This window comes from Corynebacterium alimapuense (assembly GCF_003716585.1).
GTDB lineage: Bacteria > Actinomycetota > Actinomycetes > Mycobacteriales > Mycobacteriaceae > Corynebacterium > Corynebacterium alimapuense.
In genome coordinates, this window is the sequence record NZ_PTJO01000003.1 from 274,004 (window position 1) to 289,195 (window position 15,192).

The following is a 15,192-nucleotide window of genomic DNA, read 5'->3' on the forward strand; positions in this document are numbered from 1 at the left end:
TATGAATCCAGACACCTACGACGCTGGATCCCCCGGCCCATCCGGAGCCCGTGGGAAATCTAAGAAACGGCGTTTTCGTTTAGGACGAGACCGGGCCGAACTAATCACCGATGCGCGTCTTTCCCCCTCCCAGGACCGTCGCCGTCGCGAGCGTGCCTATGCCTGGATCCAAGGCTCCCGAATTCCGTTTCTGCTGCTGAGTGCAGTGACTTTCTTGTGGTGGGAGAACTGGTGGATTTCTGCGGTGCTGTTTACTATTTCGGTGCCACTGCCGTGGATTGCGGTGGTGATTGCTAACGGCCACGGTGAACCACATGACAAGCGTTCCCAGCAGGTCTACAAACCAGCGGTGGCCCGTGAGTACAACCAGCAGTTGGAATTGGAAGCTGCTCAACGGGCCGCTGAATTGGCAGCTGGTCCTGTCACTAAGGAGATTAGTGCGGCCAAAAATGACGATGATGACATCATTATCATTGACCAACTTCCCCCTGATACAGACTCCACCTCCACTAGCTAAGGCAAGATCATCACCATGAACCGCAGCCCACTGACCTCGCTTGCCCCTGATCTGATCGACCTATTTGCGAAGGTGGGTTTCAGCGCCGATGGCATCGCTATGCAGCTTGGGCCCGAAGCCACCGAGGCAATGCACCGCGGTGAACCTGCAGCTGTGCGCTACGCCACCAGAGATTCCTCGGTGCTTTCCGGACTGATTCGAGCATTCATTCTTCATGATCGTCTGCCTACCAACGAGCTCATCGAGCTAGTTGGCGAAGCTCTTTTCGCTTCGCTAATCGACGCTCACGTCGTCGAGGTCGATGAGCACGATAGCTGTCGAGTCGTGCTCGATATCCGACCGCACGTCATCGTGGGCACCGATCGCTGGGTCTTTTCTGACCCTGATGCAGCAATGACCGCGCAGGCTCCGAATCCTGACCATGTGCTCGGGGTGGGGGCAGCGAGCCTCTCGCTTTTACAATCGACTCCTGTCACCCCAGTTGGCTCGGTTCTCGATTTAGGAACTGGGTCAGGTGTCCAGGCACTTGGGCAGATCAATTGTGCAGAGAAGATCACCGCGACTGATATTCACCCGCCCGCATTGGATCTAGCTGAAGCCACGTTTGCTGGTGCCAATGCCCAGGTAGAGCTCCTCAAAGGTCCCTGGTTTGAGCCGGTAGCCGGAAAGAAATTCGACCGGATTGTAGCCAACCCGCCGTTCGTAGTCGGATTGCCTGAGGTCGGTCATATCTATCGGGATTCTGGACTCAACCTCGACGGTGCCAGCGAATTGGTCGTCTCCCAAGCTCCAGAACATCTTGCCTCTGGTGGCACCGCTCATTTGCTCGCAGCATGGGTCCATACCGCCGAGCAATCCTGGCAACAGCGGGTGGCCTCTTGGTTGCCTGATCGCGGTGTAGCCGCATGGATCATCGAACGCGACGTTGCGGATCCAGCTCTCTACGTGGGCACCTGGCTGCGCGATGAATCCGTCGATCCCAGGTCTTCAGAGGCAGCTGAGCGCACGGAAGCATGGCTGAGCCATTTCGCCGAACACGGAGTCACCGGCATTGGGTTCGGCTTCGTGGCCATCCGTGACATCGGTGACGAGCCTTCTGAGATCCTGGCCGAAGAGATGTCACAGACATTCACTGATCCACTCGGACCAGAAGTAGAGGAGTATTTCCTGCGCACTGCGTGGCTACGAGAGCGTTCCGCAGCGCAGATCGCTGACGCTCAGTTCCTGGTTCGCCCAGGGGTAGCCAAGGAAGAGGTCACCCTCGCTGACACTGAGGCCGGCGTTGGTTTTGCGCCTGCTGCACTACGGATAACCCGCACCGACGGTCCTCGGTGGTCCCACGACGTCGATAAGCATCTGGCCTCCATTATCGCAGGGCTACACCCCGCGGGTCTGAGTCTCCGAGAAACCGTCGGACTCTATGAGATGGCCCAGGGATTGCCGGAGGATTGCTTAGTAGAAGATGCCATCACCGCGGTCGTCGATTTGATCAGACATGGCCTAGTCCTGCCCGCCGAGCTGGCAAGCGAGGATCAGTGAAAGCGGTCCTATCTCGAGTCAGCTCTGCCTCAGTCACCGTCGAGGGGGAAGTAGTAGGAGCAATCGACTGCCCCGAAACTGGTGGGATACTGGCACTTGTTGGTATCGGTCGGGAGGATACTGCTGATGCGTGGGAGACGATGGTGCGCAAGATCGCTGAACTGCGCATTCTCGATGGGGAACACAGTGTCCAAGAGGTTGGTGCGCCAGTGCTTCTCGTCAGTCAGTTCACGCTCCAGGGGAAAACTGCCAAGGGGCGTCGACCCAGCTGGTCCGCTGCTGCTCCTGGCGACCTTGCTCAACCGGTGATCCAAGCAATCGCTGATGGGTTGAAGCAACGAGGAATTACCGTCGAGCAGGGACGCTTCGGAGCGATGATGAAAGTCGCCTCAGTCAATGAAGGACCCTTCACTGTCTTGGTCGAATGCTAAAGATCACCCCCGTAGCTAACCCTTTCCGGGCATCAGCAATTAATTGCTTGGGAACAATTCTCAAGAGTCGTGCGTTGTTCCATTAAGACTGGCGATACCGAGGAGGCATATCTCATGACCACCCCTTCACCACAGGAATTTGGCGCAGAGGAACAGCACGACCGTGGAAGCCGTCGTGGGCAAACCAACGACAATCCATCAGCGGACCTTGTCCGCGTATATCTCAATGGGATCGGCAAAACTGCTCTATTGACCGCAGCTGATGAGGTGGAACTGGCCCAACAGATTGAGGTTGGCCTCTACGCCGAGCATCTGCTCAAGGGCTCTGAAAAGCCCCTGACTCGTGCGCTCAAGCGTGACCTGAAGGTTCTAGTCAAGGAAGGGCGCAAGGCCCGTGCGCACCTGCTGGAGGCTAACCTCCGGCTAGTGGTCTCGCTGGCCAAGCGCTACACAGGTCGTGGCATGCCCCTGCTGGATCTGATCCAGGAAGGCAACCTGGGGTTGATCCGTGCCATGGAGAAATTCGACTACGCCAAGGGCTTTAAGTTCTCCACCTACGCCACGTGGTGGATCCGCCAGGCAATCACCCGCGGAATGGCAGATCAATCCCGCACCATCCGGCTACCTGTTCATCTGGTTGAACAGGTAAATAAGCTCTCTCGAATCAAGCGTGAGCTCTATCAGTCCCTGGGACGTGAAGCCAGCAACGAAGAACTCGCTGATGAGTCGGGCATCGATGAGTCCAAGATCGAGATGTTGCTGCGTCAATCCCGCGACCCGGTGAGCCTAGATATGCCGGTTGGCGCCGATGAGGAAGCTCCGCTGGGCGATTTCATCGAGGATTCAGAAGCTACTGATGCGGAATCCGCTGTGGTTGCTTCCATGCGCCACTCTGATATCCGATCGGTCTTGAGCACCCTCGATGTGCGCGAGCAAGATGTCATCCGCCTTCGCTATGGTTTGGATGACGGTGTGCCTCGCACCCTTGATCAGATTGGTCGTCGCTTCGGACTTTCCCGTGAGCGAGTACGCCAGATAGAGCGTGAGGTTATGAGCAAGTTGCGGGACGGTCGCCGCGCCGACCGACTCCGCGAATACGCCATCTAATTTCACCTCCGAGCCCACGCCACCCGCCACCATGATTCTCGGTCGGCGGGTTTCGTGTATCCGCATGGCGGATGGCGCCACGGCTCCTAGGATATGCTCGATTGTGTTGACTGCCGCTGGAACTTCGGCGGTTAGTCCCTGACTCACTGCAAAGAAAGGCACTCCGGACGTGAAGGACTTGGTTGATACCACCGAGATGTACCTGCGGACGATCTACGAGCTGGAGGAAGAGGGAGTTGTACCCCTGCGTGCTCGTATTGCTGAGCGTCTCGAGCAATCTGGTCCGACCGTGAGCCAGACTGTCGCGCGGATGGAACGTGATGGGTTGGTGGTCCTTAAGCCGGACCGCAGCCTAGAAATGACTCACACTGGCCGTGAACTGGCCACCGCGGTCATGCGTAAGCACCGGCTCGCGGAGCGATTGCTCACCGATGTCCTCGGCCTAGACATCCATCAGGTCCATGAAGAGGCATGCCGTTGGGAGCATGTAATGAGCGAGGCCGTAGAGCAGCGCGTCGTCGCTGTCCTAGAGGATGCTTCCCGCTCCCCCTTCGGAAATCCTATCCCCGGGCTCGATAGCCTGGATATGCCCGGTGCTAGTTCTGGCCCCGGGCCTACTGAGTTTGGCATCCGTGCGGTGGATCTTCCCGCCGCGGAATCGGTAGAGGCTCGGGTGGTCCAACTCAATGAAATCCTGCAGGTCGATGCTGATCAGTTCTCGGTCCTCTACGATGCCGGCATTGCCGTCGGCTCTCGAGTGAGCTTGGTCAATGACAACGGCACTGTTCGGATTAGCTCTGGCGATCGAACGGTTGAACTCGCGCCGGATCTAGCCCATGCAATCCGCGTCGAATTGATCTAGCTCTTCCCCTTCTGAAAGGTTTTTGATCTCTGTGAAGCTTCTGGTCACCGGCGGTGCCGGCTATGTAGGTAGTGTCTGCGCCGCCGTGCTCAGCGAGGCTGGGCACGATGTCACCATTATCGACAATTTCTCCACCGGCAATCGGGCTGCAGTCCCAGCAGTAGCTCGCTTAGTCGAGGGCGACGTGCGGGATTTAGCTGCTGAGGTACTCGCTGAAGGCGGCTTCGAGGGGGTTGTTCACTTCGCTGCTCGCTCCTTGGTCGGCGAATCGATGGTCAAGCCGGAAGAGTATTGGCAGCACAACGTGGTCACCACGCTGGAATTGCTTGATGCCATGCGCGCTAACGGCGTCAACAACCTTGTGTTTTCTTCTACTGCGGCCACTTATGGTGAACCAGAAGCCGTTCCTATCACCGAGGAGATGCCCACCCAGCCGACGAACCCTTATGGGGCAACCAAGCTGGCCATTGACCACGCGATTACTTCTTATGCCAACGCTCACGGTCTTGGTGCTACTAGCTTGCGCTATTTCAATGTCGCTGGTGCCTATGGTTCCATCGGCGAAAACCGCGAGGTGGAAACCCACCTGGTTCCGCTAGTCCTCCAGGTTGCGCTGGGTCACCGGGATAAGATCTTCGTCTTCGGCGATGACTGGCCTACCCCGGATGGCACTGCAGTCAGGGATTATATCCACATCCGAGACCTCGCCGAGGCTCATGTTTTAGCTTTGGCCACCAATGAGCCCGGAACCCATCGCATCTATAACCTCGGCTCCGGCGATGGCTACTCGGTATCCCAGGTCATCGAGATGTGCCGAGAAGTAAGCGGATACCCCATCCCTGCCGAGGTAGCACCCAGGCGGGCTGGAGATCCGGCCGTCCTGATTGCCTCCTCTGCCAAGATCCGCGCCGAGCTTGGTTGGAATCCGACCCGAACTGATTTGAAGACCATTGTCCAAGACGCTTGGGCTTTCACCTCTGAGTTGGGCGATCAGGCGCATTCCGCAGGCCGAAACCGTTAGTTCAAGCCCCGCAGTCTCAGGCTGCGGCCGCATCGTCGTTTGCGTTCCCAATCCCGTGGGTCTGGCGTACCAGCTGACTTCCTCGCTGCACCGCAGTTAACAGCTGCGGGAAGGCCCCGACCCGGCAGGTCTCTAATAGCAACACGCTAAATGAGTGCCCCGGGCATTCCTGCTGAGCTGCCATGAGTGCCGGCATCGCCCGCATGGATAGGTTGTTTTCTAAAGCCGCCAAGGAATAACAACACAAAGCGTTCGCTCGGATCTCACCGCCAAAAGTCCTCGCGGTAGCCAGCATCAAGCGCGCAGCTGGGCGGGGCTGCTCAATGAGATCTTCGATGACCGCATCACGTAACAACACTCCAGCCATAATGGTTGCCGTAGTGGTGAGGATCTCTTGGTTAGCCATGAGATCAGCGACCGTGAGTTCCTCATCATTGATCTCTTCCAGCATAAGTCTGAGATCAGCGACAATTCCGAGAACGCTAGCCCACTCTGGGGGCTGCTCCACTACTGATGGTTTAGATCTGGCACTTCGCTCAATTTCACGGGCCTGGCGCTGGGCAAATTCACTCAGCTCATCAGCGTGACCGCCACTAACGGCTGGGTTCCACCTAGCGAAATTCTCGAAGGACTCGTCCCTGTTCAAATCAGGCAATTCGCCTTGAGCAAGCAAGGGCCCCATCGATTGAGCCTGCGATACAGGTGCCACCACATCGTCAGCCCATTGTCCTGATGGAGAAGGCGCAATACCGTTGGTTGAGCTAGTGCTATCTGGCCCAAAAAGCAGCCGAATCTTCTCACCCGTGAGGATCCTGCGCGTCGCCCAACAGGCACGAATAGGGATCAGTCCCACCTCGGCGACGGCAAAGAGTTCGTCGATAACGGCTTCAACATCTTCGCCCTGGCGTTCTGTGACCACGAAACAAAACACCAGACCGTGATTATCTCGGTCGAGACTAGCGGCCACCTCAGGTAAGACGTGAAGATCATCAAAATCAATCCGCATGACCGGACCCAGCTGGTGTCGATTCCTATGTCCGGTGGCTCGAAAAGCTGCGAAGATGACAGAGTCATCTGGGTAGAATCCCAGGATTCCGGGAAGGTTGGCGATCAGTTGTCCTGGACGGTGCAATGGCGTGGTCGATGTCGTCATGCCCCTGAGCATGGCCTCGCTGGACCACCCGCAACAGTGGTCGTACCGAATAGGCAGCCGGTAGCTGTGGATGATGAGCAGTTATCCACATCTGACATCAGGCGATGGTGGCAAGCTCGAGCAGTCTCAGGCAAAATGGGGCGGATACACTGAAACTAGCGTGATCGCCCACGGCTACGGCCGGTGTCCCGGGATTATCTCAGCCACTAACCGTGTTGGAGATATTTAGACGCTGCACCACTGTGGTTGGGATAGTGGCAACTCATGTCGATCGGTTTATTGTTTCACTTCAGCGAAGGAGGTTGATGGGGATGCACGACGACCAACGTCGTATATACGAACTGGAATACCCGACCCCTGAGGTCAATGGCGGTTCGTCCAACGGGCCGACTCTCATCGTCGCGCTGCAGGGCTATGCAGATGCTGGCTTAGCGGTACAAGCTAGCTCTGATCATTTGCTGGCTGCACTCGATTCTCGGCCGGTGGCTTCATTCAATAATGACGAGCTCATCGACTATCGCTCTAGACGCCCGTCAGTGACGATGGACAAGCATCATCTGACCGAGATGGAAAGCTTGGATCTAGGGATCCGGGTACTGCGCGATACCGAGGGTAAAGCATTTCTACTCATGTCAGGACCAGAACCTGATCTGCGGTGGGAAGGGTTCACCGAAGCGGTCGCCGATCTGGTAGAGAAATTTGGAGTAGAGCACACCATCTGTCTCTATTCCGCACCCATGGCGGTCCCCCATACCCGCCCTTTGATTGTCTCCGCTCATGGCAATGCTGTGGACTTAGTCGGTGGGATGTTCACCTACGATTCCAAGGTGGTCATGCCGGGTTCTGCCTCGATGATGATTGAGCGTGCGCTGCATAAGCGTGGCCGAAATGTTGCTGGCTACACTGCGCATGTTCCGCACTATTTGGCGGCTTCCCCTTATCCTTCGGCCACTCACGAATTGCTGGATTCGGTTGCCAATGCTGCAGATCTGCAGCTTCCACTGCGCAGCCTCGAGCATGACGTAGCTCGGGTGGTTACCCAATTGTCTGAGCAAGTTGATGATTCCTCTGATATCCAACACGTGGTTGAGCAGTTGGAACAGCAATACGACCAAGAGCTCGAACGCTATTTAGCGTCTCATCCACAGGCGATGTTGCCCGGAGAAAAGGCCGTGCCTACTGGTGATGAGATCGGCGATGAATTCGAACGTTTCCTAGCTGGTTTGGATGGTCAAGGCGATCAGCACTCCGTGGATCCGCAAGGATCTGATGAGCAGGAGGACGGAGACGTCGATAAGCAGCCAGGGGTTTCTGACGACGAGTAGCTAACCGACTAGGTTGGAGGGCGTGAACCTCGCCCAAATGCTGCCCGACCTGACCGATGTCCCCGAGTCCCTCCTCGATGAGTCGATCTATGATTCCTTTCTAGCGTGGACGAAAACGAGGGATATTTCCCTTTATCCGGCGCAGGAAGAAGCCGCGTTAGGGATCTTGGCCGGGGACAATGTCATCCTGGCCACCCCTACCGGTTCTGGTAAATCGATGGTGGCTAACGCCGCCCATTTCATCGCGATGGCACGCGGTCAGCGTTCGTTTTATACTGCGCCGATCAAGGCGCTAGTGAGCGAGAAGTTCTTCGCCCTCTGTGAAATCTTCGGGCCGGAAAATGTTGGCATGATGACCGGTGATGCCACGGTGAACTCGAAGGCTCCGATCATCGCTGCTACCGCCGAGATCGTGGCTAATATCGCTCTGCGCGACGGTGCTGCGGCCAAGATCGACCAAGTCGTTATGGATGAGTTCCACTATTACTCCGATCCAGAGCGTGGCTGGGCGTGGCAGGTACCGCTGCTGGAGTTGCCGAAGGTGCAGTTCCTGCTGATGTCGGCGACCTTGGGAGATACCACCTTCTTGCAGGAGGATCTCTCGGAGCGCACTGGGCGCACGACCAACTTAGTGGCAGGCTCAGAACGCCCAGTCCCCCTTGATTTCTCCTATGTCTACACTCCCGTCCATGAAACCATCGAGGAATTGCTCGAAGGCGGGAAAGCACCCATCTATGTGGTGCACTTTTCCCAGCGCGAGGCCGCGGAACGCGCCCAAGCACTCACTAGTCTGAAAATTATCACTCCCGAGATCAAAGACCAGATCGCTGCTGAGATAGGCGATTTCAAGTTCACCACCGTCTACGGTCGTGACCTGTCTAAGCTGTTGCGTCGAGGTATCGGTGTCCACCACGCTGGCATGCTGCCAAAGTACCGCCGGCTGGTAGAGCGTCTCTCTCAGACTGGTCTGCTCAAGGTCATTTGTGGAACTGACACGTTGGGTGTGGGCATCAATGTGCCCATTCGCACCGTCTTGTTCACCGGTCTTGCTAAGTATGACGGTTTCAAACAGCGCGTCCTCAAATCGCGCGAGTTCCATCAGATTGCTGGGCGTGCTGGGCGTGCAGGGTTCGATACTGAGGGCACCGTCATTATTCAGGCCCCTGAGCATGAGATTGAGAATTTCCGGCTGCGAAAGCGCGCCGGATCAGATCCCAAAAAGCTCAAGAAACTGCGCAAGAAGGCAGCCCGGGAAGGCGAGGTGACGTGGTCAGAAAAGACCTTTGAGCGGCTAACTACCGGCCAGCCGGAAGCTATGAGCTCGCAGTTTAAGATTTCCAACTCCATGCTCATCAACGTCATTGCCCGCCCAGGCAATGGCTATGAGCACCTCAAACATCTGCTACGCGGCAACCATGACACTCGGGCAAAGCAGAATCGGGACATCTTAACGGCCCTGGATCTCTTCCGCGGTCTGCTCAACGCTGGCATCGTGGTCAAGGCTGAAAACGGGACCGATGACCAGGGACGCCCCTATCATCTGACCACCGAGCTCCAGCGTGACTTCGCGCTCAACCAGCCGCTCTCACCTTTCGCCCTCGCTGCGCTCTCGCTGTTAGATCCGGAGGCTGAGACTTATACCCTGGATGTGATCTCTACTTATGAGGCAATTCTGGATGATCCGCGTCCGGTGTTGCGCGCCCAGCAAAATGCCGCTCGCGGCGAAGAAATCGCAGCTCTGAAATCTGAGGGAGTGGAATATACCGAACGGATGGCCATCATTGAGGACATCACGTGGCCTAAACCACTTGAAGAAGAACTCGAGGAGGCTTATACCACCTTCGCCGAAGGCCATCCTTGGGTACGCGAGTTCGAACTTTCGCCTAAATCCGTAGTCCGAGACATGATTGAACACGCCATGACCTTCTCGGATCTGGTGGCTACATATGGTCTTGCACGCTCTGAGGGTGCTGTCCTGCGCTATCTCACTGATGCTTGGCGTACTCTGCGCCAGTCTGTGCCCCAAGAGGCAATGACCGAGCAACTCGATGATGTAGTCGAATGGCTCGGCGAGCTGATCAAACAGGTTGATTCTTCACTGGTGGATGAGTGGGCGCACATGAGCGATGAGGACACCCCGATCTCCAAGGAAGCTCTCGAGCGTGAGCTGGCTTTCGGCGTTGAGGATCCTTCTGCGCTGACTTCTAATCGACGCGCGTTTACCATCATGGTGCGCAATCTTATGTTCCGCTTGGTCGAGCTCTTTGCCTTTGAAAAAGAGGCTGAGCTAGCCCGGCTGACTGACTATCTCGAGCGGGAAGATAAGCCCGATTTCGGTTCCGCCTTGGATGCCTACTTTGATGAATATGCCGATCTAGATACGGGCCAAGATGCCCGTGGCAAGGAGTACTTCCGCCTGGAGCAAGAGGGCAGGTCGTGGCAAGTGCGCCAGGTCATCAAGGACCCTGCTGGGGATAATTCCTTCGCCTTTATCGCCACCATCGATCTCGACGCCTCTGATGAAGCCGGCGAAGTACGACTGTCCAGCTTGCAGATTGAGCAGCGCTAGCAAATCAGCTTTCGTCATCACTAGCGTGGATAGCCTGAACAAATAAAACCTCCTCATCTGCTCAAGATGAGGAGGTTTTATCTAGTGGGGCTGCTAGCTGCGCAGTAAAATAGCTGCAGGCTATCCGCTTACGCTGGCGATCTCATTGATCGTCTCCGGCAACTGGCTGCTGGTGATCTCTTCGCCGGTGGTCAGATCCACGACATGGAGCTCATTGGTAGCGGGGTCGGACACATAGGCTAGGTCACCAATAACATGCAGCGTTGGGCGAGCATCCTGCCACTCGACTGGGGCTTCCCATGCCTCAACGACAGGAATGGAATTGGTGATCTCTCCGGAATCAGGGTCAATGACATGCAGGTTGCCATCAGTGCCCAAGACCAAGGCTTCTCCGACTGGGCCACGGCCCAAAGAGCGGAAGGTATAAGAAGTTCCTAGGTCAACGAGCTGAATGTTGCCGGTCTCGGTGTTGGTTAAGCTGACGCGCTCAGGCTGTTCATTATCTGCATCAGGGTCAACCTTGTAGTCGCCGAGAACAACAGAGGAGACCTCAGATCCTGCTTGGCTTCCGATCCGACCATACTCATCCGGGGAATCGATTTTCTCAAACTGTCCGTCTTCGTAGGTGAGCATGCCATCTTCACAGCCAAAGGAGAGAACTTCACCTTCGATAGCGGACTCGCCGTGGACACCGGGGCATTGTTCGCTGCGTGCGATTTCTTCTCCCTCACTATCAAAGGCAATAACACCGACGCGCTCTTCCGAGTTGCCAAGGGTATGGACCAATTCGCCGTTGGACAGCTCGACGGCAATACCGTGATGTGGCTCCAGAGTGTAGTGGATCTCAGGTTCTAGGGTGTCTTCAGTCAACGTGCTGGAGGTATCCAGGATCTGGATCTTGCCATCGCCGTCGCTATACAAGAGGGTCTTTCCGGCGTGGTTGACCACATGGCCGGGGGTGTCTCCCTCAAAAACGGTATCCGTCAATTCCGGGGTCCCGGCAAAGCTGTGGGAATGGTCTCCGTGGGGCTCCGACCATACTCCCGCGTCAAAAAGCTGGAATTCTCCGTTTGCCGAGACCATCACATGTCGGCCATCTCCAACGTTGTTAACGCGAGCAAAGCCATCGATCGGGGTCTCAGAGACTACCTCAAGGGTTTCGGCATCTAGGGTAAGCAGGCCTCCGTCGTAGGTGGCTACGATTCGGGGCTGCGCCGCCGAGACCTCTACAGCTTCTTCTTGTTCTTCACCATGATCATGGCCCTCGTGTGACTCTTCAGCTGCAGCAGGGCTGGTGGTGGTTGAGGGGCTTTCCTCAGTTTCTGCGCTGGTGCAACCGGCGAACAAGATCGCAGTGCTAGCAACGACAGCGGGAACGGCCAGCGACTTGCTGAACGAGAGCATACGTATTTTCCTTCAATTGAGTAGTTATCGGTAACTGGCAATGGCGTGGCCTATCGAATACCTCAAGCCGGTCTAGGAGTCCTCGCCCGGTTGCCTTCGCTAGTGATACTGACTCAGCTAACAGTCCAGAGTGTGCACAGGTTGAGCCAGTGCTTCGACAAATAGAACGATCAATCACTAGCGCTACCGATTTAAGCCCTAATGAAAACAATTGTCAATACCGGGATGTAAAAACCAGCCTTTTCGCAGGCCGCCATCAGGGCCGGACACTATGTTCAAATCCCCTATCGAATCCGCACACTTTCAATATTGCCCAGGAGGCCCTGCGGGTGTTTAATTTCTATAGGTCATTCGAAAGTTGCTGCTAACGACAACTTTCCATCTCTTCCAAAGAACACACCTTTGAAAGCGGAACCAGCTACTCAACTTGTTCACCACGAGGGTTCCACGCCATGACCTCTAGTAAAAGGAGAACCTACGATGACAACAACCTTGATCCAGGGCGGCACAGTAGTCAGCTCCACTGGCCGCAGTGCTGCGGATGTGCTGGTCGAGAACGAAAAGATCGTCGCTCTTCTAGACCCCCAGTCGCATATCTTCGGTGAGAATCTCGCCGGCAACGTCGACAAGCTAATCGATGCCCGCGGCAAATATGTCGTACCAGGTGGCGTCGACGCCCACACCCACATGCAGATGCCCTTCGGCGGCACCGAGGCCTCGGATACCTTCGAGACCGGCACCCGGGCAGCAGCCTGGGGCGGAACCACCACGATCGTTGACTTTGCGATTCAAAAGCACGGCGAGCGAGTCTTTGACGGCCTCGAAGCCTGGCACGATAAGGCCAATGGCGAATGCGCCATCGACTACGGATTCCATCAGGTCATCGGCGAAGTCAACCGTGACTCCCTTGACGCCATGGACCACCTCATGGACGAGGGCGTATCCAGCTTCAAACTATTTATGGCCTACCCCGGCGTGTTCTACAGCGATGACGCCCAAATCTACAAGGCCATGCGCAAGTCCGCCGACACCGGATTGCTATCGATGATCCACGCCGAAAACGGCCCCGCCATCGATGCCATGGTCGAAGAACTGCTCGCCCAGGGCAAGACCGACCCCTATTACCACGGCGTCGCCCGTGCTTGGCAGATGGAGGAGGAAGCCACCCACCGTGCGATCATGTTGGCAAATCTGACCAACGCCCCGCTCTATGTGGTCCACGTTTCCGCCAAGCAGGCAGTGGCACAGCTGGCAGCCGCCCGCGACAATGGCCAGAATGTCTTCGGCGAAACCTGCCCGCAGTACCTCTACCTCTCATTGGAAGATCAGCTAGGCGCACAGGGCTTCGAGGGTGCCAAGTGGGTCTGCTCCACTCCCCTGCGTTCCAAAGAAGAACACCACCAGGAGCACATGTGGCAGGCTCTTCGCACCAACGACATCCAGATGGTCGCCACCGACCACTGCCCCTTCTGCTTCAAGGGCCAAAAGGATCTAGGTGTTAACGATTTCTCCAAGATCCCCAACGGTATTGGCTCCGTCGAACACCGCATGGACTTGATGTATCAAGGCGTCGTCGATGGCCAGATCTCCCTAGAACGTTGGGTTGAGATCACCTCCACCACCCCGGCGCGGATGTTCGGCATGTACGGCCGCAAGGGTGTTATTGCACCCGGCGCGGACGCTGATGTTGTGCTCTACAACCCGAAGGGACATACCTCGATCGGGTTGGACAAGACCCACCATATGAATATGGATCACTCGGCCTGGGAGGGCTTCGAGATCGATGGTCATGTGGACACGGTGCTCTCTCGTGGGCGTGTGGTCATTGACGACAACACCTACTTGGGCGCCAAGGGTCATGGCAAGTACATCAAGCGCGATGCTTGCCAGTACCTCATCTAATAATCACTACCCCTCATTCTCCAGAAAGAGACATCTATCATGACCACTGCTACTTCTCTTGACCAGGCTTTCCTTGCAGATTTCCACGACACCTACCAATTCGGCGCTACCCCGGCCAACGGAGTGGACCGTCAGGCAGGCACCCGAGAAGATGGCCAAATCCGTGACTGGTTCCGCGAACGCGCTATTGCCGCAGGGATGGAAGTTCGGGTTGACTCGGTCGGTAACCTTTTCGCCCTCTACAACTGGGATCCTTCCCTCAATCACGTGTTCTTGGGTTCTCACCTAGACTCCCAGCCGCTCGGTGGCCGCTTCGATGGCTGCTATGGCGTGATCGCTGCGCTCCATGCGGCTCAGGAGATTAATGCTCGGGTGCAGGCCGGTGAGCTCGAGCCTGTCCACAACTTAGCCGTAGTGGATTGGTTTAACGAGGAAGGTGCTCGTTTCCAGCCTTCGATTATGGGCTCTTCGGTAGTTGCCGGCTCGATGGATCGAGACAAGATTCTCGCCACTAAAGATAGCAAGGGTATTTCGGTCAAGGAGGCGCTGGAGGACATCGGATACTTGGGTACCGATGTGGCTCCGATTCCGACTGCTTATGCTGAGATTCATATTGAGCAGGGTCGTCTGCTTGAGCGTCATAAGACCGAGATTGGTGCAGTAACCCAGTCTTGGTACACCCAGAAGCTGCTGGTTACGGTCAATGGTGAGCAGTCCCATACCGGCGCTACCTATATGGCTGATCGTCACGACGCCCTCGCTGCTGCTGCGGAGATTGTGCTGAAGACCGAAGCGGTCGTCGATACCTTCCCGGCGGAAGAGATCGTTACCTCGGTGGGTCAGCTGACAGTGGAGCCGAACTCGCCGATCGTGGTTCCTCGCCAGGTCAATATGGTCGTTGACCTTCGTGCGCATCTGCGCAGCCAGGTGGAGGAAGCGCGAACTCGCTTGCTTGAGCAGTTCAAGGAGATTGAAGCTCGCCGTCACCTGACAGTATTGGCTCAAGACTACGATATTCGCGATCACCAGCACTACCCGTTGGAGGGCATTGAGCTCACGGAGAAGGCTGCCGCTGAGGCGGGTCAGTCGTGTATGCGGATTGAGACGATGGCCGGCCATGATTCGGTGCCGATGAACCGCATCGTTCCCACGGTGATGGTGTTTGTCCCCTCGGTTGATGGCGTGTCCCACTGTGAGCGTGAATTCACCCGCGATGAGGATTTGGTTGCTGGTGTCAAGGTGCTTGCTGAGATTGCCTCCAAGTTGGTTTCCGGTTCCCTCGATGCTGTTGAGCCTGGCGAGGCCGAGCTCTAACACCGCCGTTTAGATCACTTCCATTTAATTTTGCCCTGACACATCCAC

12 protein-coding genes are annotated in these 15,192 nt (G+C 56.4%); 10 read left to right on the top strand and 2 right to left on the bottom strand.

Annotated features, from left to right (window positions below; all coding sequences use genetic code 11):
* The first annotated feature begins 1 nt into the window (after position 1).
* From C5L39_RS02735 to galE, 6 genes are all read left to right on the top strand, one after another.
* Positions 2-517 carry a DUF3099 domain-containing protein gene (locus tag C5L39_RS02735; protein ID WP_123047347.1) on the top strand — a complete coding sequence of 172 codons (516 nt, stop codon included), beginning with the start codon at positions 2-4 and terminating at the stop codon, positions 515-517.
* A 15-nt stretch (positions 518-532) separates the two neighbouring features.
* Positions 533-2,056: a DUF7782 domain-containing protein gene (locus C5L39_RS02740; protein ID WP_123047348.1), complete on the top strand. Its 1,524-nt coding sequence runs from the start codon at positions 533-535 to the stop codon at positions 2,054-2,056.
* Entirely contained in the window at positions 2,053-2,487 is a 435-nt protein-coding gene (gene dtd / locus C5L39_RS02745) for a D-aminoacyl-tRNA deacylase (RefSeq protein ID WP_123047349.1), read from the top strand. The genes C5L39_RS02740 and dtd overlap by 4 nt, the downstream gene beginning before the upstream one ends.
* Positions 2,488-2,601: 114 nt before the next feature.
* Positions 2,602-3,594 carry a sigma-70 family RNA polymerase sigma factor gene (locus C5L39_RS02750; RefSeq protein ID WP_123047350.1) on the top strand — a complete coding sequence of 331 codons (993 nt, stop codon included), beginning with the start codon at positions 2,602-2,604 and terminating at the stop codon, positions 3,592-3,594.
* A 169-nt stretch (positions 3,595-3,763) separates the two neighbouring features.
* Positions 3,764-4,456 carry a metal-dependent transcriptional regulator gene (locus C5L39_RS02755; protein ID WP_123047351.1) on the top strand — a complete coding sequence of 231 codons (693 nt, stop codon included), beginning with the start codon at positions 3,764-3,766 and terminating at the stop codon, positions 4,454-4,456.
* Positions 4,457-4,487: 31 nt separating this feature from the next.
* Positions 4,488-5,477: a UDP-glucose 4-epimerase GalE gene (galE, locus tag C5L39_RS02760; protein ID WP_123047352.1), complete on the top strand. Its 990-nt coding sequence runs from the start codon at positions 4,488-4,490 to the stop codon at positions 5,475-5,477.
* A gap of 16 nt (positions 5,478-5,493) precedes the next feature.
* Here the strand turns inward: galE and C5L39_RS02765 are convergent, their stop codons facing one another.
* On the bottom strand, positions 5,494-6,630 hold the full coding sequence (locus C5L39_RS02765; protein WP_165857957.1) for a DUF4192 domain-containing protein: 1,137 nt from the start codon (positions 6,628-6,630) through the stop codon (positions 5,494-5,496).
* 311 nt (positions 6,631-6,941) lie between these two features.
* On the opposite strand from C5L39_RS02765, the gene C5L39_RS02770 reads away from it, so the two are divergent.
* Positions 6,942-7,955, top strand: a complete 1,014-nt coding sequence (locus tag C5L39_RS02770; protein ID WP_123047354.1) for a PAC2 family protein — start codon at positions 6,942-6,944, stop codon at positions 7,953-7,955.
* A 22-nt stretch (positions 7,956-7,977) separates the two neighbouring features.
* On the top strand, positions 7,978-10,524 hold the full coding sequence (locus C5L39_RS02775; RefSeq protein WP_245974853.1) for a DEAD/DEAH box helicase: 2,547 nt from the start codon (positions 7,978-7,980) through the stop codon (positions 10,522-10,524).
* Between the two features lie 120 nt (positions 10,525-10,644).
* Here C5L39_RS02775 and aztD read toward each other — a convergent pair whose 3' ends face one another.
* A complete protein-coding gene (gene aztD / locus C5L39_RS02780) occupies positions 10,645-11,928 on the bottom strand; it encodes a zinc metallochaperone AztD (protein ID WP_123047355.1) in 1,284 nt (427 codons plus the stop codon).
* A gap of 480 nt (positions 11,929-12,408) precedes the next feature.
* Here aztD and hydA point away from each other — a divergent pair, with 480 nt between their 5' ends.
* Positions 12,409-13,830 (top strand): dihydropyrimidinase, encoded by a 1,422-nt coding sequence (gene hydA, locus C5L39_RS02785; protein ID WP_123047356.1) that lies wholly within the window; start codon positions 12,409-12,411, stop codon positions 13,828-13,830.
* 39 nt (positions 13,831-13,869) lie between these two features.
* The gene (locus C5L39_RS02790) at positions 13,870-15,144 is read left to right on the top strand and encodes a M20 family metallo-hydrolase (RefSeq protein ID WP_123047357.1); all 1,275 of its coding nucleotides are present in this window, start codon (positions 13,870-13,872) and stop codon (positions 15,142-15,144) included.
* Positions 15,145-15,192: the final 48 nt, after the last annotated feature.

What these genes read in the sequence shown, in the direction of transcription:
- C5L39_RS02740 (WP_123047348.1), top strand. Translation starts at nt 533, where the DNA reads ATGAACCGCAGCCCACTGACCTCGCTTGCCCCTGATCTGATCGACCTA.
- aztD (WP_123047355.1), bottom strand. Translation starts at nt 11,928, where the DNA reads ATGCTCTCGTTCAGCAAGTCGCTGGCCGTTCCCGCTGTCGTTGCTAGC.
- C5L39_RS02790 (WP_123047357.1), top strand. Translation starts at nt 13,870, where the DNA reads ATGACCACTGCTACTTCTCTTGACCAGGCTTTCCTTGCAGATTTCCAC.
- C5L39_RS02770 (WP_123047354.1), top strand. Translation starts at nt 6,942, where the DNA reads ATGCACGACGACCAACGTCGTATATACGAACTGGAATACCCGACCCCT.
- C5L39_RS02765 (WP_165857957.1), bottom strand. Translation starts at nt 6,630, where the DNA reads ATGACGACATCGACCACGCCATTGCACCGTCCAGGACAACTGATCGCC.
- C5L39_RS02750 (WP_123047350.1), top strand. Translation starts at nt 2,602, where the DNA reads ATGACCACCCCTTCACCACAGGAATTTGGCGCAGAGGAACAGCACGAC.
- hydA (WP_123047356.1), top strand. Translation starts at nt 12,409, where the DNA reads ATGACAACAACCTTGATCCAGGGCGGCACAGTAGTCAGCTCCACTGGC.
- C5L39_RS02735 (WP_123047347.1), top strand. Translation starts at nt 2, where the DNA reads ATGAATCCAGACACCTACGACGCTGGATCCCCCGGCCCATCCGGAGCC.